The sequence below is a fragment of the Tsukamurella tyrosinosolvens genome, assembly GCF_900104775.1.
GTDB classification, from domain to species: domain Bacteria; phylum Actinomycetota; class Actinomycetes; order Mycobacteriales; family Mycobacteriaceae; genus Tsukamurella; species Tsukamurella tyrosinosolvens.
Window position 1 is genome coordinate 3,371,148 of the sequence record NZ_FNSA01000003.1, and the last position, 22,574, is coordinate 3,393,721.

The 22,574-nt window shown below is 71.3% G+C and carries 21 protein-coding genes; 14 read left to right on the forward strand and 7 right to left on the reverse strand.

Features of this window, described 5'->3' with window-relative positions; translation table 11 throughout:
• Positions 1-297: 297 nt before the first annotated feature.
• Together BLW32_RS18675 and BLW32_RS18680 are read right to left on the reverse strand one after the other, a co-directional pair.
• A complete protein-coding gene (locus BLW32_RS18675; protein WP_068523172.1) occupies positions 298-717 on the reverse strand; it encodes an SCO2097 family morphological protein in 420 nt (139 codons plus the stop codon).
• 106 nt (positions 718-823) lie between these two features.
• On the reverse strand, positions 824-1,237 hold the full coding sequence (locus BLW32_RS18680; protein WP_082791155.1) for an SAV_6107 family HEPN domain-containing protein: 414 nt from the start codon (positions 1,235-1,237) through the stop codon (positions 824-826).
• Between the two features lie 230 nt (positions 1,238-1,467).
• Between BLW32_RS18680 and BLW32_RS18685 the strand changes: the two genes are divergently transcribed.
• The 3 genes from BLW32_RS18685 to BLW32_RS18695 are packed head-to-tail and all read left to right on the forward strand — an operon-like array spanning position 1,468 to position 4,360.
• Positions 1,468-2,082 (forward strand): GNAT family N-acetyltransferase, encoded by a 615-nt coding sequence (locus BLW32_RS18685; protein WP_068520979.1) that lies wholly within the window; start codon positions 1,468-1,470, stop codon positions 2,080-2,082.
• A complete protein-coding gene (locus tag BLW32_RS18690; protein WP_068739164.1) occupies positions 2,079-3,653 on the forward strand; it encodes a phytoene desaturase family protein in 1,575 nt (524 codons plus the stop codon). Before BLW32_RS18685 ends, BLW32_RS18690 begins: the two co-directional genes overlap by 4 nt.
• A complete protein-coding gene (locus tag BLW32_RS18695; protein WP_139286262.1) occupies positions 3,650-4,360 on the forward strand; it encodes an LppM family (lipo)protein in 711 nt (236 codons plus the stop codon). Before BLW32_RS18690 ends, BLW32_RS18695 begins: the two co-directional genes overlap by 4 nt.
• A 13-nt stretch (positions 4,361-4,373) precedes the next feature.
• Here BLW32_RS18695 and BLW32_RS18700 read toward each other — a convergent pair whose 3' ends face one another.
• Positions 4,374-4,796 carry a hypothetical protein gene (locus tag BLW32_RS18700; protein ID WP_068739168.1) on the reverse strand — a complete coding sequence of 141 codons (423 nt, stop codon included), beginning with the start codon at positions 4,794-4,796 and terminating at the stop codon, positions 4,374-4,376.
• Positions 4,797-5,022: 226 nt separating this feature from the next.
• Positions 5,023-5,895 carry a methylenetetrahydrofolate reductase [NAD(P)H] gene (metF, locus tag BLW32_RS18705; RefSeq protein WP_231857289.1) on the reverse strand — a complete coding sequence of 291 codons (873 nt, stop codon included), beginning with the start codon at positions 5,893-5,895 and terminating at the stop codon, positions 5,023-5,025.
• A gap of 84 nt (positions 5,896-5,979) precedes the next feature.
• On the opposite strand from metF, the gene BLW32_RS18710 reads away from it, so the two are divergent.
• From BLW32_RS18710 to BLW32_RS18740, 7 genes are all read left to right on the forward strand, one after another.
• A complete protein-coding gene (locus BLW32_RS18710) occupies positions 5,980-7,068 on the forward strand; it encodes a polyprenyl synthetase family protein (protein ID WP_068739170.1) in 1,089 nt (362 codons plus the stop codon).
• A 123-nt stretch (positions 7,069-7,191) separates the two neighbouring features.
• On the forward strand, positions 7,192-8,184 hold the full coding sequence (locus BLW32_RS18715) for an ABC transporter substrate-binding protein (RefSeq protein ID WP_068739172.1): 993 nt from the start codon (positions 7,192-7,194) through the stop codon (positions 8,182-8,184).
• A gap of 53 nt (positions 8,185-8,237) precedes the next feature.
• Positions 8,238-9,203, forward strand: coding sequence for an ABC transporter permease (locus BLW32_RS18720; RefSeq protein WP_068739682.1), 966 nt, complete (start codon positions 8,238-8,240; stop codon positions 9,201-9,203).
• The gene (locus BLW32_RS18725) at positions 9,190-10,218 is read left to right on the forward strand and encodes an iron chelate uptake ABC transporter family permease subunit (RefSeq protein WP_173677335.1); all 1,029 of its coding nucleotides are present in this window, start codon (positions 9,190-9,192) and stop codon (positions 10,216-10,218) included. The genes BLW32_RS18720 and BLW32_RS18725 overlap by 14 nt, the downstream gene beginning before the upstream one ends.
• Positions 10,215-11,009 (forward strand): iron ABC transporter ATP-binding protein, encoded by a 795-nt coding sequence (locus tag BLW32_RS18730; RefSeq protein WP_231857273.1) that lies wholly within the window; start codon positions 10,215-10,217, stop codon positions 11,007-11,009. The genes BLW32_RS18725 and BLW32_RS18730 overlap by 4 nt, the downstream gene beginning before the upstream one ends.
• A gap of 27 nt (positions 11,010-11,036) precedes the next feature.
• The gene (locus tag BLW32_RS18735) at positions 11,037-12,545 is read left to right on the forward strand and encodes an alpha-(1->6)-mannopyranosyltransferase A (protein WP_068739176.1); all 1,509 of its coding nucleotides are present in this window, start codon (positions 11,037-11,039) and stop codon (positions 12,543-12,545) included.
• A 290-nt stretch (positions 12,546-12,835) separates the two neighbouring features.
• Positions 12,836-13,393: a LysR family transcriptional regulator gene (locus BLW32_RS18740; protein ID WP_068739178.1), complete on the forward strand. Its 558-nt coding sequence runs from the start codon at positions 12,836-12,838 to the stop codon at positions 13,391-13,393.
• A 168-nt stretch (positions 13,394-13,561) separates the two neighbouring features.
• Here BLW32_RS18740 and BLW32_RS18745 read toward each other — a convergent pair whose 3' ends face one another.
• A complete protein-coding gene (locus tag BLW32_RS18745; protein ID WP_068523178.1) occupies positions 13,562-13,942 on the reverse strand; it encodes an Rv2175c family DNA-binding protein in 381 nt (126 codons plus the stop codon).
• A gap of 98 nt (positions 13,943-14,040) precedes the next feature.
• Here BLW32_RS18745 and pknB point away from each other — a divergent pair, with 98 nt between their 5' ends.
• Genes pknB through BLW32_RS18760 form a run of 3 tightly spaced genes read left to right on the forward strand, consistent with a single transcriptional unit; the run spans position 14,041 to position 18,185 of the window.
• The gene (pknB, locus tag BLW32_RS18750; RefSeq protein WP_068520997.1) at positions 14,041-16,251 is read left to right on the forward strand and encodes a Stk1 family PASTA domain-containing Ser/Thr kinase; all 2,211 of its coding nucleotides are present in this window, start codon (positions 14,041-14,043) and stop codon (positions 16,249-16,251) included.
• Between the two features lie 16 nt (positions 16,252-16,267).
• The gene (locus tag BLW32_RS18755) at positions 16,268-17,035 is read left to right on the forward strand and encodes a GTP pyrophosphokinase (RefSeq protein ID WP_068739180.1); all 768 of its coding nucleotides are present in this window, start codon (positions 16,268-16,270) and stop codon (positions 17,033-17,035) included.
• Between the two features lie 40 nt (positions 17,036-17,075).
• A complete protein-coding gene (locus tag BLW32_RS18760; RefSeq protein WP_068739182.1) occupies positions 17,076-18,185 on the forward strand; it encodes a YdcF family protein in 1,110 nt (369 codons plus the stop codon).
• Positions 18,186-18,187: 2 nt separating this feature from the next.
• On the opposite strand, the gene BLW32_RS18765 is transcribed toward BLW32_RS18760, so the two are convergent.
• Positions 18,188-20,062, reverse strand: a complete 1,875-nt coding sequence (locus BLW32_RS18765; protein ID WP_068739184.1) for an acetate--CoA ligase — start codon at positions 20,060-20,062, stop codon at positions 18,188-18,190.
• A 147-nt stretch (positions 20,063-20,209) separates the two neighbouring features.
• Between BLW32_RS18765 and BLW32_RS18770 the strand changes: the two genes are divergently transcribed.
• Positions 20,210-21,166: a DUF998 domain-containing protein gene (locus tag BLW32_RS18770; protein WP_068739185.1), complete on the forward strand. Its 957-nt coding sequence runs from the start codon at positions 20,210-20,212 to the stop codon at positions 21,164-21,166.
• Here BLW32_RS18770 and BLW32_RS18775 read toward each other — a convergent pair whose 3' ends face one another.
• Complete coding sequence (locus BLW32_RS18775) at positions 21,167-22,564, reverse strand: class II 3-deoxy-7-phosphoheptulonate synthase (protein ID WP_068521006.1); 1,398 nt, start codon at positions 22,562-22,564, stop codon at positions 21,167-21,169.
• Positions 22,565-22,574: the final 10 nt, after the last annotated feature.

Here is a 22,574-nt window from a genome sequence, read left to right on the forward strand (position 1 = left end):
AGCTGGAGGGCGGCGCGAATGGGCGACGTACGACGCCGGTTCGCCCCCATCGGATCGCACCCATCCGCTCCCGCGAACGTTTCCGCCTCGTCATTGCGTTGCAACGGGATGACGAAGCAGAAACGCTCGCGGGAGGGCCGGACCCTCACCAAGGAGCCGGCAAGCGCACACGACGCAAGTGGTCCGCGGCGCCGCCGAGGGCTCGTCGCGACCGCGGTGGGCGATCGCCGATTTCGCTCACAGCGCAACGAAAAAGCCGCCGACCATCAGGTCGGCGGCTTCATCGGCTCTGCGAACTCAGGGGAAGCGGCGGCGGAAGCGCTCTTCCATGCGGGCGACGAAAGACTGCCCGGACGCGCGGGCACCGCCGGCGCTGCGGCCGCGGCCCGATCGGGAACGCACGGAGCCGTCGTCCTCGACGGTGCCGCGAGGGCCCTTGGCAGAGGGACCGGACCACAGCGCGTAGATCACGGAACCGAACATCAGCAGGAAGCCGACGAGACCGACGATCACGGTGTACTCGACCTTGCCGAGCAGCATGCCCGCGATGAGCAGCATCAATCCGACCGCGAAGCCGATCGCGGCGATGACGCGGCGCTTACCCGACGCGCCGCCGAACCGACCGCCGCGGACGTTCGACGCGAACTTCGGATCCTCGGCGTAGAGCGCGCTCTCGATCTGGTCGAGCATGCGCTGTTCGTGCTCGGAGAGTGGCACGTTCCCCTCCTTCAGCACTCATGGGGTCCAACTCCTCCCTTCATGATACGAGGCTTGCGACCCGACGACCACCATCCGTCGAAGAATGAGCGTTCGCTGTGAGAAATCATGCAGCCCGGCACAGATCCGCTTCGACGGAGTTCAGGAAAGTCTGCACGCGGGCGTGGAGGACGGCGACCTCGTCGGCACTCACCGTGCGAGCCGTGGTCTCGAGCGCCGCGACGACGCCGGACACCGACGTGAAGTAGGCGACCCACTCCGCGTAGCCCGGGGCCGCCTTGGCGAGCCGCAGCCAGGCGTTGCGCGTGGGGCGCCGAACGCCCGTCTCCCGCTCGGCCAGCAGGGCGGCCGCGCCGCGCAGCGCGGCGTGGTAGATCTCGCGGTACTGGTCGGCCGGAGCCGGCGAGCCGCCGGCCCGGGCGAGGAACTGATCCGCACGATCGAGGATGCGCGCCGCGCCCGACTCGCCCATGTGGCGACGGGAACCGACGAGATCGATCCGTGCCTTCGATTCGACCATGACCTTCCTCCTGCTCCGTGGGCCTCTTCACCCTGTTACCGCGAGTTGTACCGGACGGGACTGACACGTAACGCTTCCCTCGTTCCGCGCCAGCCCCGCCCGGCGGACCGGGATCGACACCCCGCCCCGGCGCCAGAACATGCGCGCCAATCCGATGGTCCGCGATCGAACAATTATTCGATCACTTCTAATATAGCGTGAGTGTGCGTGACGTCAAGGGAGAGGAAGCCGTGACCGCAGTGCCGACGCAGCAACCACGGATCCACGCCCTGTCGCCGCAGGACGCCACGCTGTGGCTGCCCGCCGCCCTGCAGATCTACGTGGCCGCGATGGACTACCCCGCCGGCACGGAATCGCACCGCCTGCCCATGTGGCGCGAGCACCTCAACCGGCCCGGATACGCGGCCTTCGGTGCCGTGCAAGCGCTCCGCACCGACGACGGCCGGATGGTCGACCACCTGGTCGGCATCGCCTACGGCTACAGCGGCGCCGGCGATCAGTGGTGGAACCGCCAGCTCCGCGTGGGCCTGGGCCGGCGCGGCCTGCCGCAGGAGCAGGTCGAGGCCGTCGCCGCCGACTACTTCGAACTCACCGAGCTGCACGTGCACCCCGCGGCGCAGGGGCACGGCGTGGGCGCGGCCCTGCTCGGCGCACTGCTCGCCGGCCGGCCCGAACCGCGCGTTCTGCTCTCCACCCCGGAGGTGGCCGCCGAGCAGAACCGCGCGTGGCGGCTGTACCGCCGCACCGGCTTCTACGACGTGCTCCGCGACTTCCGCTTCTCCGGCGACCCGCGCCCGTTCGCCGTCCTGGGCCACGACCTGCCCTTCGTCCCGCCCGCGCCGTGATCGACGTCGCTGTCGTCGGTTCCGGCCACAACGCGCTGGTCGGCGCCGCGTACCTCGCGGCGCAGGGCCGCTCCGTCGCGGTCTTCGAAGCCGACACCGTGCCCGGCGGGGCGGTCAGCACCGTCGAACGCTTTCCGGGCTATCGCGTGGACCGCGGCTCGTCGGCGCACCTGATGTTCCGGCACACCGGCATCGCGGAGGAACTCGACCTGGCGGCGCACGGGCTGCGCTACCTGGACTGCGACCCCTGGGCCTTCGCCCCCACCCCGCCGGGCTCCACGGAGCCGCCGATCGTCTTCCGCCAGGACCTCGACGCCACGACCGCATCGATCGCCGCGGCCTGCGGGGACCGGGAGGCCGCGGCCTACCGCCGGTTCGTCGCCGAGTGGGCGCCCCGCGCACGGGCGACCATGGCAGCCTTCGGCTCCTCCCCCAGCGCCCCGCGGCTCGGCCGCGCCTTCTGGCCCACGAAGGGGCGCGCGAGCCTGACGCAGCTGTCGCGCACCTACCTCGCCTCGGGCGACCAGCTGCTCGACGAGTACTTCGACGACGAGCGACTCAAGGCCGCCCTCGCCTGGTTCGGCGCCCAGTCCGGCCCCGCGATGAGCGAGCCCGGCACCGCGCCCATGGTCGGCTTCGCCGCCCTCCTGCACACCCTGCCGCCGGGCCGCGCGGTCGGCGGCAGCGGCGCGCTCACGGCCGCCCTCCTCTCCCGCCTCGCGTCCGACGGCGCCACCGTCGCCCTGGGGACGCCCGTCACCGCGCTGCGCCGGTCGGGCCGGGCATGGGAGGTCACCGTCGGCGGGCCCGACGGTGCGCGGACCGTCCGGGCCCGCACCGTGCTCGCGGGCTGCCACGTGCTCACCACCCTGGACCTGCTGGCCCGCGGCGGCTACGACGCCGGCCGGGTCGCCCGCTGGCGCCGCGGCATCCAGGTCGGGCCCGGCGTGGGGATGGTGCTGCGCCTGGGCACCACCGCACCGCCGGCCTTCGCCGGTGTGCCGCTCGCGGACCAGTCGGGGCTGGGACTGCTCGTCGCCGACCGCGGCCACCTCGCCCGCGCCCGCGGCGACATGCTGGCCGGGGACGCGCCCCGTCGGCCCGCGGTGCTGGCGATGACCTTCTCCGGCCTGGACCCGTCGATCGCGCCCGACGGGCGGCACAACACCACCCTGTGGGCGCAGTGGTACCCGTACGCCCTGCATGGCCACCCCGACGGCTGGGCCGCCGTCGCCGAGGCGGAGGCCGACCGGATCGTGGCGGAGACGCAGCGCTGGGCGCCCGGCTTCGCGGCGTCGATCGAGCACCGCTTCGTGCAGACCCCCGCGAGCCTGGAAGCCGAGCTGGGCCTGCTCGGCGGGAACGTCATGCACGTGGAGATGGCGCTGCACAACATGCTGCTGTTCCGGCCCGTCCCGGAGCTGGCGGGCGGACGCGTGCCTGGCGCTCCGGGCCTCGCGCTGGCGGGCGCGTCGATGCACCCGGGAGGCGGGGTGAACGGATCGAGCGGGCGGATCGCGGCGCGGCTGCTCGCCCGCGACCTGGGACACCTGGCACGATGGCGGTCGTGACTCTCCGAAGGATGCTCGCGGCGCTGGCGGTCCTGCTGCTGGTCGCCGCCCCCGCGGCGTGCTCGAGCCCCGGCCCGGGCGACCGGATGTCCGGCAAGATCGTCGCCGCGCAGACCCCGGCCGCCAACCCGCAGGGCCCGCAGATCGCGGCACCCGGCGAGCTCAAGGGCCTCGCGGAGGTCAAGCCGTACGACTCGAACGGCAAAGTCGGCACGCAGATGATCTTCCAGAACATCACCTTCGGCCAGTTCAACCAGGTCGGCGACGTGGTCTCGCAGGCCTTCGACACCTCGGCGGCGTCGATCAAGATGCGCGTGCAGCGCACCGGCGGCACGGTGATCCTCTCCGGCACCGCCGACCTCTCGTCGCTGGCCCCGAACTCGGGCGTCATCGTCGTCTCGCTGCAGTTCCCCGGCCCGGTCACCGCCACCAACGGCCAGCAGGAGGCCGACGACCTCGTGACCTGGACGCTCAACGCCGGCACCTCCGCGGCGCTGACCGCCGAGGCCGAGTACGCCGACCCGTCGATCGCGTCGTTCACGAAGTGGGCGTGGATCACCGCCCTGACCTCGTTCCTCGCCGCCGCGATCGTCGCCGGCGCCGCCTACGTCCGCCGCGACCGCAGCCCCAAGCCGGGCCAGGAGTCCGCCGAACCGGAGTCGCTCATCGAGCTGCCCCAGTGGCTCCGGGAGAAGCTCAACCGCTGACGGCTCACGTGGGTCAGCCGTCGTACCGCGCCGTCCCCGGGCGGTGCCGAACGAGCGGCCGGTACAGGATCAGCCCGAACACCGCCGACTGCACCAACCCGTCGGCGACGTCGCCGTCGACGTCTCGAACGTCGAGCTCCGGCTCGCGCTCGATCAGCTCTGCCACCAGCGGTCGCACAGTGGCCAGATCGACTCGATACTCCTCGCCGCCCAGATCCACGAGAGTCGCTGCGTCGACCCCGTCCCAGAAGGTCGTCCGCGCCCAGTGCCGGATCCCACACCCCTCGATCGCCTCGATCATCACAAGTCTCGTGACCTCGTCGATGCGGTCCGACGCACGCCGCGCCCGCACCGCCGCCAATGCGTGTCGGTAGGACACACCCTCCTGCCGGGCGAGGGCCCGGGCGGCGCGCTTCTCCGCGGAATCGATCGTCATCGTTCGTCCTTCAGCGACGCGGCCCGCGCCCGACATCGCACTCGTACGAGGATGACAGGGTTTCGCATCCGCGGATCCTGAGGACCTTGCCCGATCAGCGCCGACTGCAGCACGGGTGCGTCGACTCCGGGTGGCTACGCGGGGTAGCGCTGTCCGGAGTGTAGCGCGCGAATGTCAGGTCAATTGTCCTCGAGATCAATGGAACGAATGACCGAACATCGTGGCACTAGACGCCGACCGGCAGCATCCCGAGGTTCTCGAGCACCTCGGAGGTGGCCTTGGCGAAGTTCAGCGTGCAGAAGTGCAGCGCCGGCGCGCCCTCGGCGATGAGCCGCTCCCCCATGCGGGTGGCGATGTCGATGCCGACGGCGCGCACGGCGGCCCGGTTCTCCTCGGGCCCGTCGCCCGCGGCGGCGCGCAGCTCGGCGCGCATCGACTCAGGGATCTTCGCGTTCGACAGCTCGGCCATGCGGACCACCGACTTCAGCGAGGTGATCGGCATGATCCCCGGGATCAGCGGCTTCGCGCCCTGCTCCGGGTCGGCGGCCACCACGGCGTCGCGCAGCCGCAGGTAGTCGTCGACGTCGAAGAACATCTGGGTGATCGAGTAGTCGGCACCCGCGCGCAGCTTGTTCGCGAAGTACCGCACGTCGGTGTCCAGGTCGGGAGAGCGGTGGTGCCCCTCGGGGAAGGCGGCCACGCCCACGTGGAAGTCGCCCAGCTCGCGCACCAGCTCGACGACCTCGCTCGCGTACTTGAGGCCCTCGGGGTGGCGCACCCACTTGCCCATCGGGTCGCCCGGCGGGTCGCCGCGCAGCACCAGCACGTTGCGCACGTCCTGGTCGGCGTACGAGCCCATGAGCGCACGCAGCTCCGAGATGCTGTGGTTCACGGCGGTCAGGTGGGCCACCGGCAGGAGCGTCGTGGTCTCAGCGATCTCGCCGGTCACGCGGACGGTGCGGTCGCGCGTCGAGCCGCCCGCGCCGTACGTCATGGAGACGAAGGCGGGGTCCATCCGCTCGAACGTGCGGACGGCGCGCCACAGCCGGGCCTCGCCCTCCTCGTCGCGCGGAGGCATGAACTCGACCGAGAACGGCATTCGGCCGCTCGCGCGCACGGCGTCGAGACGGTCGAGTACGGTCCGGCTTTGTTCACTCACACCTATGAGAATAGATTTCCAGGTATGACGCTGCCCGTCGCCCCGCCTCAGACCTCCCTCCAGGACATCGCGGCGGCCGTGCAGCCGGCGCTCGAATCCTTCCTCGATGAGCGCCGTGACCTGGTCGAACCCGTCGGTCCGGTGTTCACGGAGGCCACCGCAGGGCTGGAGCGCTTCGTTTTGCGCGGCGGTAAGCGTATTCGCCCCGCCTTCGCCTGGGCGGGGTGGTTGGCGGGCGGCGGCGAGGCCGCCGGCGACGTCGCGCGGTCGGCGCTGCGGGCCTGCGCGTCGCTCGAGTTCGTCCAGGCGTGCGCCCTGATCCACGACGACATCATCGACGCCTCGCTGACCCGACGGGGCTTCCCCACCACCCACCGCGAGTTCGCGCAGCTGCACGCCGAGCGCGGCTGGTCTGGTTCGTCGGAGAAGTTCGGCGAGGCGACGGCGATCCTGCTCGGCGACCTGGCGCTGGCCTGGGCCGACGACATGTTCCTCGGTGCCGGCCTCGCGCCCGAGCGCTACCTGCGGGCCGCGCGCGCGTGGGCTGCCATGCGCACCGAAGTGCTCGGCGGCCAACTGCTGGACATCGTGAGCGAGGCCTCCCGCGACGAGTCGGAGGACGCCGCGGAGCGCGTGGTCCGGTTCAAGACCGCGGGTTACACCGTGGAGCGGCCGCTGCACGTGGGCGCGGCGCTGGCCGGGGCGTCCGACGCCGCGATCGCGGCGCTGCGGGAGATCGGCGTGGACCTGGGCGTCGCGTTCCAGCTGCGCGACGACCTGCTGGGCGCGTTCGGCGATCCGGCCGTGACGGGCAAGCCGTCGGGCGACGACCTGCGCTCCGGGAAGCACACGCCGATGCTCGCGCACGCCCTCGCCACCGGCGGTGACGCCGCGGCCGAGCTGCGCGGCCTCGTCGGCACCGACCTCGACGACGCGGGCGTCGAGCGCGCCCGCGCCGCGCTGCGGGAGACGGGGGCACCGTCGGCCATGCAGGCGCGGGTCGAGGAGCTCACCGCCCGCGCGACGTCCGCCCTGGCGGAGGCGCCGATCGACGACGGTGCGCGGCCCGTCCTGGCCGGGCTCGCGGCGGTCCTCGTGGACCGCGCGGCCTGATCGCGATCAGCAGAGTTAGGCAAACCTAGCCACCCCTGGGTATGGTTCCGTTTACCTAAGCCTCTTTACCTACGGCTTACGGTGCCCGTCTTGAAGCAAGAACGAGAATGGAGTCACCCCCGCATGTTCACCCGCTTCCGCAAGGCCGCGCCCGTCGCGGCCGCGCTGATGGCGACCGGCCTCGTCTTCGCCGGCTGCTCCACCACCAGCGCCGATGAGGACAAGCCCGCCAGCGGCGAGAAGATCACCGTCAGCACCAACAAGGGCGACGTCCAGGTCCCCAAGAACCCGAAGCGGGTCGTGGTCCTCGACAACACGAGCGCGGAGACCGTGAAGGCCATGGGCGTGACCCCGGTCGCGATCCCCAAGGGCCTGTTCGCCAAGAGCGTGCTGGGCGACTGGATCTCCAACGCGGACATCAAGGACACGGGCACCCACGCGGAGCCGAAGCTCGACGTCATCGAGGACGTCAAGCCCGATCTCATCATCGGCGGCTACCGCTTCGCGAAGGCCGAGGGCGACATCAAGAAGATCGCCGAGAAGACCGGCGCCGCCTTCATCGACATCGCCGCCGAGGACGGCGCGCCCAAGGGCCGCGTCGAGACCATGCGCGATTCGACCATCACCCTCGGCAAGATCTTCGGCAAGGACGAGCAGGCCAAGCAGATCGTCGCCGATTTCGACAAGAGCCTCGACGCGGCGAAGGCGCAGGCCACCGGCCAGAGCGTCTTCCTCTCGATCGTCAACGGCGGCAAGATCGACAACGGCGCCAAGCGCATGCAGCCGTTCATCGCCCCGCTGAACCTCAAGGACGTCTTCGGCGGCCAGGCCGGCGATCACCACACCAACTCGGGCCTGACGCCGGAGGCCATCGCGCAGGCGAACCCGCAGTGGGTCATCGTCATGGACCGCGACGCCGCCGTCCCGCCGACCGACGGCAGCAAGCCGCAGACCGCGGCCGAGACCTTCAAGGCGCAGCAGGCGTTCGCGAACGTGGAGTTCCAGCAGAAGGACCGGATCTTCTACCTGGACAACGACTTCTACATCCGCGAGGGAATCCAGGACTACGGCGAGAACTACGCCAAGCTGGCCGAGGCCTTCGCCGCTAAGAAGTGACGACGACCGACACCGACGCACCGCCCCAGGCGGGTCCCCGGACGGGGACCCGCCTGGGTCGCGTCACGCTCCCCCTCCTCGCGCTCGCGTGCGTGGCTCTCCTGTTCGCCTCGCTGATGACCGGCGAGTACCACATCACCCTCGCCGGGCTCCTCGCCGGCGACGAGGAGATGTGGCGGATGTTCTTCATCTCCCGCGTCCCGCGCACCGCGGCCCTGGTCTTCGCGGGCCTCGCCATGAGCTTCTCCGGCGTGATCATGCAGCGACTCACCCAGAACCGGTTCGTCGAGCCGACCACCGCCGGCACCGCCGAGTGGGCGGGCCTGGGCGTGTTGCTGTGCATGCTCTACATCCCGGGTGCGTCGCCCATGGTCCGGATGGTCGCCGCCACGGCGACCGCCTTCCTGGGCACCCTCGTCTTCCTCGGCTTCATCTCCCGGATCCGCGCCCGCCGCTCCGCGATCGTGCCGCTCGTCGGCCTCATGCTGGGCGCCGTGGTCAGCGCCATCACCACCTACCTGGCGATCGGCGCCAACCTGCTGCAGGCCGTGGTGAGCTGGCGCTCCGGCGGTTTCGCGCACATCGTCCGCGGCTTCTACGAGCCGCTGTGGGCGGTCGCCATCATCGCGGTCGCGACCTTCCTGCTCGCGAACTACTTCACCATCGCGGGGCTCGGCAAGGACGTCGCGACCTCGCTCGGCCTGCGGTACGGCCTCACGATGGGCATCGGCGTCACCATGGTCGCGCTGGCCTCCGGCGTCACCAGCGTCGTCGTCGGCTTCATCCCCTTCCTCGGCCTCGTGGTGCCGAACATCATCAGCGCGCTGCGCGGCGACGACGTGCGCAGCGGGCTCCCCTGGGTGGCGGTGCTCGCGACTGTTCTGATCGTCGGCTGCGACCTCATCGGCCGGGTCGTCGTGCGGCCCATGGAGATCCCCGTGTCCGTGATCATGGGGGTGGTCGGCGCCGTCACCTTCCTGTCCATCCTGCTCACCAGGAGGAACCGTGTCGCTCTCTGAGGCCGTCTCGGCTCCCGCGGTGGCCGGGAGTACGAGCCGCGTGGGCTGGCGCGCCCGGATGGCGATCGCCGCCGCGCTCGCCACGGCGTGCCTGGCCGTGTACCTGCTGATGCGCACCGGCGCGGACGACGTGCTGCGCTGGGACTTCCAGTTCGGCCTGTCCTTCGAGCGGCGCCTGCGCACCGCCACCGCCATCCTCATCGCCGCGTTCTGCGGCGCCCTCTCGACGGTGCTCTTCCACACCGTGACGCACAACCGGATCCTGACGCCGCAGATCATCGGGCTGGACTCGCTGTACGTGCTGATCCAGACCGTGGGCGTCTACATCGTGGGCGGCAAGTTCGTCGACAACGGGGACTCCGTGCCGCAGTTCGTCGCCCAGACCGCGGCCATGGTGATGTTCGCCGCCGTGCTCTACGGCTGGCTGTTCTCCGGCCGCTTCGCGAGCCTGTTCCTGCTGCTGCTGGCGGGCGTCGTTCTGGGCCTGGCCTTCCGCGCGTTCGCCGAGTTCCTGCAGCGCCTGCTCTCCCCCACCGAGTTCGACGCACTGTCGATCAAGCTCTACGGCCGGCTCACCGCAGTGAACGCCGACCTGCTGCCGATCGCCGCCGTCGCGTGCATCGTGGTGGGCGTCATCGTGTGGCGGCGACGCCGCGTGCTCGACGTCCTGCTGCTGGGCCGCGATCCCGCGATGGGACTCGGCGTGAACCACCAGCGCGAGCTCACGCTGGCGCTGGTCCTCATCGCCGTCCTCGTCTCGATCAGCACGGCGCTCGTGGGACCGATGATGTTCTTCGGCTTCATCATCGCCACGCTCGCCTACCAGCTGGCGGGCGACTGGCGGCACCGCGCGACGCTGCCGATGGCCTTCCTGATCGGCGTGATCATGCTCGCCGGCGGGCAGTTCATCCTGCACAACATCTTCTACGCCAACGGGATGCTCACGGTGATCATCGAGTTCGTCGGCGGAATCCTGTTCCTCGCCATGCTGTTCCGCCGAAGGGGGACGATGTGACCCAGAACCTGACCGAGACGATCCCCGCGATCGCGTTCACGGACCTCACCAAGACCTACGCCGAGACCGTCGTGCTGGGCCCGGTCTCCGGGGAGTTCACCCGCGGCGGCGTCACCGCGCTCGTCGGGCCGAACGGCGCCGGGAAGTCGACGCTGCTCACCATCCTGGGCCGCCTCCTGACCCCGGACTCCGGCACGGCGCTGCTCGAGGGCACCGACATCCGCTCCATGAAGCCGACGGAGGTCGCGCGCAAGCTCGCCATCCTCCGGCAGGAGAACGGCGTCAACGCCCGCCTGACGGTGCGCGACCTCGTCGCCTTCGGCCGGTTCCCGCACACCAAGGGCCGCATGACCGCCGACGACGTGCGGCACGTCGACGAGGCCCTGGGCTTCCTGGGCCTGACGGAGCTCGCCGACCGGTTCCTCGACGAGCTCTCCGGCGGGCAGCGCCAGCGCGCGTACGTGGCGATGACGCTGGCGCAGGACACCGACGTGATCCTGCTGGACGAGCCGCTGAACAACCTCGACATGCGCCACCAGGTGGGCATGATGCGTCGCCTGCGCCGCGCGGCCGACGAGCTGGGCAAGACGATCATCCTGGTGGTGCACGACCTGAACTTCGCCGCCGCCTACTCCGACCGCATCGTGGCGCTGAAGAACGGCGCGATCGCGGCGTCGGGCGCACCGTCGGAGATCATGACCGGCGAGCTGCTCACCGAGATCTTCGAGACCCCCGTCGCCGTGCACGTCCTCGAGGGGGGCCCGGTCGCCGTGTACGCGGGGCTGGCCTGACGGTGCGCGCCGCCTAGACTGGCGGGGATGTCCGGATCAGTTCAGTCCGCGCTGCGCGGCTACAGCACGTTCCTGCGGTCCAGCGACGGCCGTCCCGCCCTGCTCGGGCTCCTCGGCGCCGTCCTGACGACCCTGGGCAGCTTCGGCGCGGGCGCGATCCGCGTGCACGACACCACCCTCGAAGCTGCCCACCTGTCGTGGCTGCGCTTCGGCCACGGCCTGGTGCTGAGCTCGATCCTGTTCTGGACCGGGATCGCGCTGTTGGTGATCGCGTGGATCCGGCTCGGCCGCGCCGCGCTCGGCGGACGGCTGGAGGTTTCGCAGGTCGCCGGCACCGTCGGCCTGTGGATCGCTCCCCTGCTCGTGGCCGTGCCCCTGTACTCGCGCGACGCGTACTCCTATCTCGCGCAGGGCGCGCTGCTGCGCGACGGCTTCGACCCGTACGTCGACGGCCCCGTCGTGAACCCGAACGGCCTCCTCGACGACGTGAGCGGCATCTGGACCACCACCACCGCGCCGTACGGCCCGCTGTTCATCCTCATCGCGAAGTGGATCACGCAACTGTGCGGCGACAACGTGCTCGCCGGCGTCATCGCGCTGCGGTTCGCCATGCTGCCGGGCATCGCGCTGTCGGTGTGGGGCGTGACGAAGCTGGCCCGGCACTTCGGGGCGAAGCCGGCGGTGTCGCTGTGGTTCGCGGTGCTCAACCCGTTGGTGATCGTGCACCTCGTGGGCGGCGTGCACAACGAGGCGCTCATGGTGGGCCTCATGGTGGCGGGCATCGCGATGGTGCTCGACCGGCAGCACCTGTTCGGGGTCGCGGTGATCGTGACCGCGGTCGCCGTCAAGGGCACCGCCGCGATCGCGCTGCCCTTCGTGGTCTGGATCTGGTTCCATCACCGGCGCGAGGCGAACCCGGAGGAGTCGACGGCGAAGGCCTTCGGCACGGTGCTGGCCGCCTCCGTGGGAGTCTTCGTCGCCCTGTTCGCGGCGTTCACCGTCATCGCGGGCGTGGGGCTGGGCTGGATGACGGCGCTCGCCGGATCGATCAAGATCATCAACTACATCACCCTGCCGACCGCGCTCGCGCAGATCACCGCGTTCCTCGCCGCCCCGTTCACCGACCTGCACCTCGCGCCCATCCTCGTGGTGACCCGCGCCCTGGGCATCGTGCTGCTCGCGCTGACCCTGGTGGTGCTGTGGTGGCGATTCCGGCAGAACGAGCGGCGCAACGTCATGGGCATCCTGCTGGGGCTGCTCGCCGTGTGCGTGCTCTCCCCCGCGTCGCTACCCTGGTACTACACGTGGCCGCTGGCCGTGGCGGGCGCGTTCACGTGGTCGCGGCGGACGCTGGCGATCATCGCGGGCCTGTCGGTGTGGCTCATGGTCGTGTTCATGCCGACCGGCTCCATCGGCCTCTACTCGCTCTGGAACGTCGCCCTCGCGGTCGCCCTCGGCGCGCTGGCGGGCTGGTCGCTGCTCGGCCCGGACCCGCTCAAGGTGCGGCCGAAGCTCGGCCTGGCCCCCGCGGTGTAGACGCGAGCTCCCGAGAGCGGGCGGGCGCAGAAACGGATCTGCCACGCCGGAAGTGGTGACGTGTCGCGTCGAACGAGCTATGCAGTTTCGGTATACCGTGAATACGCAGGTCAGAGTGTCGCGACGACATGGAGCTCTGCGGATTCGGCATACCGAGCATCGCTCGGCGCTCCGAGCGCGGCACGGTCGGTCCTGCGCGCGGCCCCGCGAGTGCCGGGGCGCCGAGCATCACCGCACCCGCCCGACACCTCGTTCTCCGACATGTCGGTGCCCGGGGCTACCGTCCGGACATGTCGGATATCGAGCGGTTCCGGGTGGTCGCGACGGTGGCCCGGACGCGCAGCATGAACATGGCCGCACGCGCGCACGGGATCGCGCAGTCCACCGTGACGCGGTACGTCGCCGCGACCGAACGCACGCTGGGGTTCGCATTGTTCGAGCGCGGGCCGGGCGGCGCCTCACCGGCGCCGGCCGGTCTCCCGGCGCTCGCGATCATCGAACGGATCGTCGCGGACATCGACGAACTGAGCGCGCTGAGCGGGACCGCGCAGCAGTCCGTCACCCTCTGCCGCACCGCGGAGATCGGCCTCCCCGATCACCTCGAGGGCGCGGTCGCGCGGTGGAACCGGGAACACGAGCTGCAGATCGAGTACCGCATCGTGGACGACCCGGTCGAAGCCCTGCGCTCGGGCGAGTCCGATCTCGCCGTCGCCGTGGTGACGGGGCCGCGCCTCGAGGGGTTCGAGGCCGTCCCTGTGCGACTGTGGTCGCGGGGCCGGCGGGTCGAGTTGCTGAACAGGCCGGACGTGAGGCCGCAGGCGCGCGCGGTCGTCGACGCCCTGTCATGAGCCCCGGCGCTATGCAGGATCGACATATCCCACGAAGCAGAAATACACTCTGAACTGCACATATCCGGTTAGCAATATCCGCATATCCTACGAGGAGGAACACACTCGATCTCCGATGCCCGCGAACGCGGAGTTCCGTCGTGCCGCGCCGGTCGGATCCGGGCGCCGCTAGAACGCCATCGACTGCGCGCGGCGGATCATCTCGCGCGCAGAGTCGGTGTGCAGCAGCTCGGCGGGCGGGGCGCCCAGGTCCTCCTGCGGCTCGAACAGCCAGCGCAGGATCTCCTCCTCGTCGAAGCCGCCGTCGCGGAGCACGCTGAGCAGCCCGGTGAAGTGCTTGGCGATGGAGAAGCGCCCGTCGACCTCGCCGAAGAACAGCCGCGGGACGTGGAAGTCGCCGCCGCGCCGGACGGCGATCAGCTGGCGATCGCGCAGCAGCTGCAGCACCTTCGACTGCGACACGCCGAGGCCCTTCGCAACCGTGGCGAGGTTGTACGTGGCGGTGCCTTCGGGCAGCAGATCGTCGCTGAGATAGGGGACGGAGCTCACCGTCACACTGTACCGAGGCCGCGGATTCGGCCCTTCCACCCCCGGGGTCGCTAGGCTGAACTGTCGACACCCGCACTCATCGAGAGGACCCGGAGAAGGTGAACACCCCGCGCGACCGGCTGATCGGTGCCCGCATCGAGGGCCGCTACCGCATCGATGCGGTGATCGCGCGCGGCGGCATGTCCACCGTGTACATGGGTCTCGACCTGCGGCTCGACCGGCCCATCGCGATCAAGGTGATGGACCCGAAGTACGCGGCCGACGCCCAGTTCGTCTCCCGCTTCGAGTTCGAGGCCCGCGCCGTCGCCAAGCTCAAGGACCCCGGCCTCGTCGCCGTCTACGACCAGGGCGTCGACGGTGAGCTGGCCTTCCTCGTGATGGAGCTGGTCACCGGCGGCACGCTGCGCGAGCTGCTCGGCGAGCGCGGCCCGATGCCGCCGCACGCGGTGGCCGCCGTCATGGGCCCCGTGCTCACCGCGCTGGGCACCGCGCACCGCGCCGGCCTGGTGCACCGCGACGTGAAGCCCGAGAACGTCCTCATCTCCGACGGCGGCGAGGTCAAGGTCGCCGATTTCGGCCTCGTCCGCGCCATCGCGGCGGCGTCGGTGACCAGTTCGTCGGTGATCCTCGGCACGGCCGCCTACCTCTCGCCCGAGCAGGTGGAATCCGGCAACGCCGACGCCCGCTCCGACGTCTACTCCAGCGGCATCCTCGTCTACGAGCTGCTCACCGGCCAGGTGCCCTTCACCGGCGACACCGCGATCTCGCTGGCCTACCAGCGCCTGCACAACGACGTCCCGCGGCCCGGCGCCGCCATCGCCGGCGTGCCGCCGGAGTTCGACGAGTTCGTCGCCCGCGCCACCGACCGCGACCCGGCGCGCCGCTACGCCGACGGCTTCGCGATGGCCGAGGCGCTGAGCGCCATCGCCGAGGACCTCGACCTGCCACCGTTCACGGTGCCCGCGCCCCAGTCGAGCGCGGAGCAGCGCGCCGCGGCCGCCATGTACGCGCAGCGCGGCGAGCCGCTGATCCCCGCCGCGGCGGAGCCCACCGGCGCGCTCATGCCCGGCCAGCCGTTGCCGGGCGCGAACCGGCCCGGACAGGCGGTGCCGGGCGCCCCGCCCGCGACACCGGCGCCGACCCTCGCGCAGCCCGCCGTGCCGCCCACCCCGGTCCAGCACACCCGCGCCGAGACCATGCACGAGCCGCTGCCGCCCGAGACCGCGGCACAGCCGTGGACACCGCCCCGGAAGAACCGCGCGAAGTCGTGGATCATCGTCGCGCTCATCGCCGTGGTCTCGCTGCTCCTCGCCTTCGGCGGCTGGTGGCTGGCGTCCGGGCAGTACACGACGGTCCCCAACGTGACCGGCATGGACCGCCCCGCGGCGGAGAAGACCATCAAGGACGCCGGCCTCGACGTCGAGCTGGCGGGCAGTTACAGCAACGACATCACCGAGGACACGATCACCCGCCTCGACCCGTCGGCCGGCAGCCGGATCAGCAGGTTCGGCACCGTCACCATCGAGTACTCCCGGGGGCGGCCCACGGTCCCCCAGTTCCGCCCCGGCGACAGCCCGGAGAACGTCGAGAAGCAGCTGCGCGACAACGGCCTCGTGCCCAAGCGCGGCCCGGCGCAGTTCAGCCGCGACATCGCGCAGGGCGGCGTCATCGGCCTCTCGCCCACGCCGGGCACGCGCGTTTCCGTCGGCGCGACGGTGACCGTCGTCGCCTCCGCCGGCAACGAACCCGTCGACATCCCCGACGTGCGCGGCCGGACCCCCGACGAGGCCACGGCGCTGCTGCGGGCGGCCGGCCTGACGGTGAAGGAGACCACGCAGCAGTTCGACTCCGGGACCGAGGCCGGGAAGGTCTTCGGCACCGACCCGTCGGGCCAGGTGAACAAGGGCGGCAGCGTGACGCTGCTCGTCTCGAACGCTCTGACGGTGCCGGACGTGACCGGCAAGACGGCGGCCGAGGCGCAGCAGCTGCTGCAGCGCGCGGGCCTCGTCGCCGAGCTCACGGGCGAGACCGGCTCGGGCTCCGTGGTCACCTCGACGAGCCCGTCCGCGGGCGGCCGCGTCGACCCCGCGAACAAGCGCGTCACCGTCACGATGGCCTCCCGGGTCACGGTCCCGTCGGTCACCGGGATGAACGTCGGGCAGGCCCGCTCCGTACTGCGCGACGCCGGGCTACAGGTGAAGGTCAACGGCATCTTCGCCTCGGACAAGTCGCAGGTCATCTGGCAGGACCCAGGCGGCGGCACGCGCGTGCAGGCCGGGTCGACGGTGACCGTCACGGCCCTGCCGTGACGCACGGGGACCGTCGATGAGCAGCCCCGCACCGTTCGAACCCGGCTACGTGCCGGACGCCGCGACGCTCGCGCAGGCGCGGCGCATGCGCGACGAGCTGACCCGCTTCCTCATGGAGTACCAGTTCGCGGTGAAGGAGGTGCTCACCAAGGTCACGATCCTCCGCGAGGAGTTCCTGCAGCTGCACCGGTACAACCCGATCGAGCACGTCACCTCGCGGATCAAGAAGCCCGAGAGCATCGTCAAGAAGGTCGCCCGCCGCGGCATCGCGCCGGAACTGCCGCTGATCCGCGAGGCGATCACCGACATCGCGGGCATCCGGATCACGTGCAGCTTCATCGCCGACACCTACCGGATCCTGGACACCATCACCGCGCAGGACGACGTCCGCGTCGTCGTGGTCAAGGACTACATCGCCGAGCCGAAGCCCAACGGCTACAAGAGCCTGCACGCGATCGTCGAGATCCCCGTCTTCCTCTCCACCGGCCCGGTGCACGTGCCCGTGGAACTGCAGATCCGCACCATCGCCATGGACTTCTGGGCCAGCCTGGAGCACAAGATCTTCTACAAGTACGACGGTGCCGTCCCCACCCACCTGCTGGACGAGCTCTCGGCGGCCGCGGCCGTCGCCGAGCAGCTGGACCGGCGGATGGAACAGCTGCACACGCAGGTGCACGGGGAGCACGACGCGGAGGCCGCCCGCGACCGCGACGCCGCGGAGACCGAGCTCGCCGGCGACGAACTGCTCGGCCGCCTGCTCAAGCTCGCCCAGCGCGCGGACTGATCCCCGGCGGGGCCCCGGCGGGCGGGATAGCCTGGGCCCCATGGACCGGACCTCCGTTCTCACCCGCGCGGTCGCCCTCGCCGCGATCGGCGCGATCACCCTCGCCGGCTGCACGTCGAACTCCTCCGACGGTGCGCCGGCCTCCCCCGCGGCCTCCTCCTCCGCGGCCGCCCGCGGCGTCGCCGCACAGGTCGCGACGCTGCTCGCGGAGGCCAAGGACGCCTTCGACAACCCCACCCGCACGTCCACCGCGGGCAACACCGACAAGACCGTCGACAACATGGCCGTCGTCGAGCAGAAGCTGCTGGAGGCCTCCGCGCTCGCGCCGTACCGGGCCGACCTGCTGTTCAGCGCGGCGTCGGCGCGGATCGCGCAGAAGAACGTGCCCGGCGCCGTGGAGCTCTACCGCAAGGTCCTCACCTTCGCGCCCGATGACGACGATGCGCACACCTACCTGGCGGCGTGGAACCGCTTCCTCGGGGACGCGGCCGGCTCGGCCGCGGAGGTCGAGCAGCTGCGCCGGGTCGCGCCCGACCGGGTACCGGAGGTCGAGGCGCTGTTCGCCGCGATCGACGGTGCCGTGCGCACCCCGATCACCGACGTCGCGCCACGGATCGCCCCGCCGGCCACCGGCATCGTCGTACTCGGCTACGCGCTGAAGAAGGACGGAACGATGGACGCGCCGCTGATCCAGCGCCTGGAGAAGACCCTGGATGTCGCGCGCGCCCTGCCCGCGGCGCCGATCGTGGTGACCGGCGGCGTGGAGCAGGCCGGCAGGACCGAGGGCGCGCTGATGAAGAACTGGCTCGTGGAGCGGGGCGTCGACGCCGCGCGGATCACCGACGAGAACTTCGCGCGCACGACCGTCGAGAACGCGCTGTACAGCTCGTACGTCCTCGCCACGAAGCGGGTCGAGCACGCGATCGTGGTGAGCTCCGCGAGCCACGTGCGGCGCGGCGCCGTCGACCTGATGCTGGCGGCGCGGGAGAACCTGCCCGCGACGTTCACGGTGAGTTCCGTGGCGGCCGTGGACAAGCCGCTCGCCGAGCTGGCGACGCCCTCCACGGACGAGCTGCGCAGCATCTACCGCGACGCCCTGAGCACGATCGGCCTGTGGAGCTACCGCAGCGCGCCGCTGCTGCAGCGCTGAGGCTAGCCGCGGAGCACGCCGCGCAGGTCGTCGAGGACGGCCGGGTTCTCGATGGTCGACGGGACCGCCTCGTCGCGGCCCTCCGCGATGGCGCGCATGCTGCGCCGCAGGATCTTCCCGGACCGGGTCTTCGGCAGCGCCGCGACGATCGCGACCTCCTTGAGCGCGGCGACGGCACCGATCGTCTCGCGCACCTGCTGCACGATCTCCGCGCGCACCGCGTCGTGGTCCCAGTCGCCGCCGGCCTTGAGCGCCACCAACGCCCGCGGCAGCTGCCCCTTGAGCTGGTCCGCCACGCCGATCACTGCGCACTCCGCGACCGCCGGGTGCCCGGCGATGGCGGCCTCCAGCGCGCCGGTCGAGAGCCGATGCCCGGCCACGTTGATCACGTCGTCCGTGCGGCCCATGACGAACAGGTAGCCGTCGTCGTCGAGGTAGCCGCCGTCGCCCGTGAGGTAGTTGCCCGGGAACGTGCTCAGGTAGGAGTCGATGTAGCGCTGGTCGGCGCCCCACAGCGTCGGCAGCGTGCCGGGCGGCAGCGGCAGCGAGATCACCACCGCGCCTTCGGCGCCCGCGGGCACGTCCTGCCCGGCGTCGTCGACGATCCGCACCCCGAACCCGGGCACCGGCACCGTGGCGCTGCCGGGTTTGACCGGCATCGGCTCCACGCCCCGCAGGTTGGCCGCGATGGGCCAGCCCGTCTCCGTCTGCCACCAGTGGTCGATCACCGGCACGCCGAGCTTCGCCGCCGCCCACTCGTAGGTGTCCGGGTCGAGCCGTTCCCCCGCCATGAACAGGGTGCGCAGACTGGAGACGTCGGAGCGGGTGAGGAATTCGGCGTCCGGGTCCTCCTTGCGGATGGCGCGCAGCGCCGTCGGCGCGGTGAACAGATTGCTCACGCCGTGCCGCTCGATCACCCGCCAGAAGGCGCCCGCATCCGGGGTGCCGACCGGCTTGCCCTCGTAGACCACCGTCGTGGCACCGATCAGCAACGGCGCGTAGACGATGTAGCTGTGGCCCACGACCCAGCCCACGTCCGAGGCCGTCCACCACACCTCGCCCGGGTGCGCATCGTAGATCGCCCGCATCGAGTAGGCCAGCGCCACGGCGTGACCGCCGTTGTCGCGCACCACGCCCTTCGGCTTCCCCGTGGTTCCGGAGGTGTAGAGGATGTAGAGCGGGTCCGTGGCCTTCACGGCGACCGGGTCGGCGGGCCGCGCCGCCGCCTCCGCCGCGGCCCAATCGTGGTCGCGCGGGCCCAGTTCCGCCGTCAGCTGCGGGCGCTGCCACACCACCACCGCGTCCGGCTTCGCCGTCGCCGCGTCGATCGCCGCGTGCACGATCGGCAGGTACGGCAGCACCTTGCTGCCCTCGAGCCCGCACGACGCGGTGACGATGGCCTTCGGCTGCGCGTCGTCGAGCCGGGCCGCGAGCTCCGGCGCCGCGAAGCCGCCGAACACCACCGAGTGGACCGCCCCGATCCGCGCGCACGCCAGCATCGCGACCACGGCCTCGGTGATCATCGGCAGGTAGACCACCACGCGGTCACCCTTGCCCACCCCGAGACCGCTGAGCACGCCCGCGAACTTCGCGACCCGCTCCAACAGCTGCGCGTACGTGAGGGTCCGCACCTCACCCGTGATCGCCGAGTCGTGGATCACCGCCGGCTGATCGCCCCGCCCCGCCGCGACATGCCGGTCCACCGCGTTCACACACGTGTTCAGCTCCGCGTCCGGGAACCAGCGGTACAGCGGCGCGTCCGCACCGTCGAGGATCCGCGTGGGCGGGTTGATCCAGTCGATCGCGGCGGCCTGCTCGGCCCAGAACCCCTCCGGATCGGACATGCTGCGCTGGTACTCGTCGGCGTAGGCACCCATAGGGGCATGGTCCCAGGACGCCGATGTCGCGGTGGGCGATTCGGTCGATTGTGGTCCGCGTCATCGGGAAGCCGGGCACTCCGCGCGGCGCCTTGTTAGCCTCCGGACGACCGCACCTGCGGGCCGGTACGGCGGACGGGAGTCGCGATGACGGAGACGAACGGCGCGCGACGGCGCTGCGCCCTGGACACCATGCCCGCCGAGGACCGGCGGGCGATCGAGGAGTCGAACTCCGTGCGGTCGCTGCTCATCATCCGGTTCTACGGCGGCGCCGTGGGGCTGCTGCTTCCGTTCGCGCTCATCGCGGTCGACTTCGCCACGTCCGGCGAGTACTGCGTGCGGGTGCGCGATTCGCTCAGCGTCTACTACCACTCCGGGGCCCGGGACATCTTCGTCATCGGCCTCGGCATCGTCGGTTTCCTGCTGTTCTCCTACAAGCTCAACCGGCGATCGGCCGCGAACGCGCTGAGCACCGTCGCCGGTGTCGCGGCGATCGCCGTCGCCGCCTTCCCCACCCGGCTGCCCGGCCCGATCCCCGCGGGCGAGTGCGGTGCCGGCGCGGCGCCGCCGGTCGCGACGCCTCTCCAACTCGCCTTCGGCGCGGACAGGACCGCCCTCGTCCACGCGATCGCGGCGCTCGTGGTGTTCACGATGTTCGCGCTCATGTGCGTCACCACGGCGGTGCACGACCGGAGGAACCCCTTCCTGCGGCCGGCCATCGCCCCGCCGGGCAGCGGGCGGGTCCGGAGCCTCCTCGCGCAGGTGTCCAACCGGGCCGGGTGGCGGTTCCACCTCGCGTGCGCGGCGACGATCGTGGCCGTCAGCGCGCTGTGCCTGCTCGCGGCGCGCACCGGCGCGACGCTGCCGCTCCACCTCGGCCCGCTCTGGGTGGCCGAGGTCGTCGGCATCCTGGCGTTCTCGGCCTCGTGGTTCGTCAAGGGCCTCGACGACATGTTCTTCCGCCGCGAGCCGTGGTCGCAGCGGGAGCTGTCCGACATCCGGATGGGCGTCGCGCGGGGCGACGCCCTCTCGCTCGTGCCCTGCGGCGACGACGGCTCCCCCTCCGTCACTGAAGGCGCGCGGGAGCTCCGCTACACGGTGTGACTAGCCCCGGAGCATCTCCGCGACCAGGAAGGCCAGCTCGAGACTCTGCTGGGTGTTCAGGCGCGGGTCGCAGGCGGTCTCGTAGCGGCCCGCGAGGTCGGCGTCGGAGATGTCCTGCGCGCCGCCGAGGCACTCGGTGACGTTCTCGCCCGTGAGCTCGACGTGCACGCCGCCCGGATGCGAGCCGATGGCGCGGTGCACCTCGAAGAAGCCCTGCACCTCGTCGACGATGCGGTCGAAGTGGCGGGTCTTGTAGCCGGTCGAGGACTCGTGGGTGTTGCCGTGCATGGGGTCGCACTGCCAGATCACCTTGTGGCCCGTCGCCTCGACGGCCTCGACGATGGGCGGCAGCGCGGTGCGCACGTTGCCGTTGCCCATGCGGGAGATCAGGGTGAGCCGGCCCGGCTTGTTGTGCGGGTCGAGCTTCTTCACGTACTCGACCGCCAGCTCGGGCGAGGTCGTCGGACCGATCTTCACGCCGATCGGGTTCTGGATCAGCTCCATCAGGGCGATGTGGGCACCGTCGAGCTGGCGGGTGCGCTCCCCCACCCAGAGGAAGTGCGCCGACAGGTTGTAGAGCACCTGCTGGGCCTCGGGGTCCTCGGGATCGTCGGCCAGGCGCAGCAGGCCGCGCTCGTAGTCGAGCACCAGCGCCTCGTGGCTGGAGAAGATGGTCGCGGACTTGAGGTTCCGGTCCTCCACGCCGCACGCGGCCATGAACCGCAGGCCGCCGTCGATCTCGGCGGCGAGCGCCTCGTACCGGGCGCCGGCGGGCGAGTTCGCGACGAACTCGCGGTTCCACTCGTGCACCTTGTGCAGGTCGGCCATGCCGGAACCGGTGACCGCACGCACCAGGTTCATCGCGGCGCTCGCGTTGGCGTAGGCGCGGATCAGGCGCGACGGGTCGTGCTTGCGGACGGCCTCCTCGGGCGGGAAGCCGTTGACCATGTCGCCGCGGTAGCTGGTCAGGCCCAGTGCGTCGGTGTCCGAGGAGCGCGGCTTGGCGTACTGGCCGGCGATGCGCGCCACCTTGACCACGGGCATCGACGCGCCGTAGGTCAGCGCCACCGCCATCTGCAGCAGGGTGCGGATGTTGGCGGCGATGTGCGGCTCGGTGTTGTCGACGAAGGTCTCGGCGCAGTCGCCGCCCTGCAGCAGGAAGGCGCGGCCCAGGGCGACCTCGGCCAGCTGGTCCTGCAGCGACTGGATCTCCGGCGGCACGGTGATCGGAGGCACCGATTCGAGCACCGTGCGCATCGCGTCCGCCTGCTCCCGCGGCCAGCTCGGCTGCTGCAGCGCCGGCTTCGCCAGCGCGTCGTCGAGGCGCTCGCGCAGGTCACCCGGGAGCGCCGGGAGCTTGGGGAGGGTATCGATGGGGACGTCGACGGTCCAGTTCACTGCCACGTGA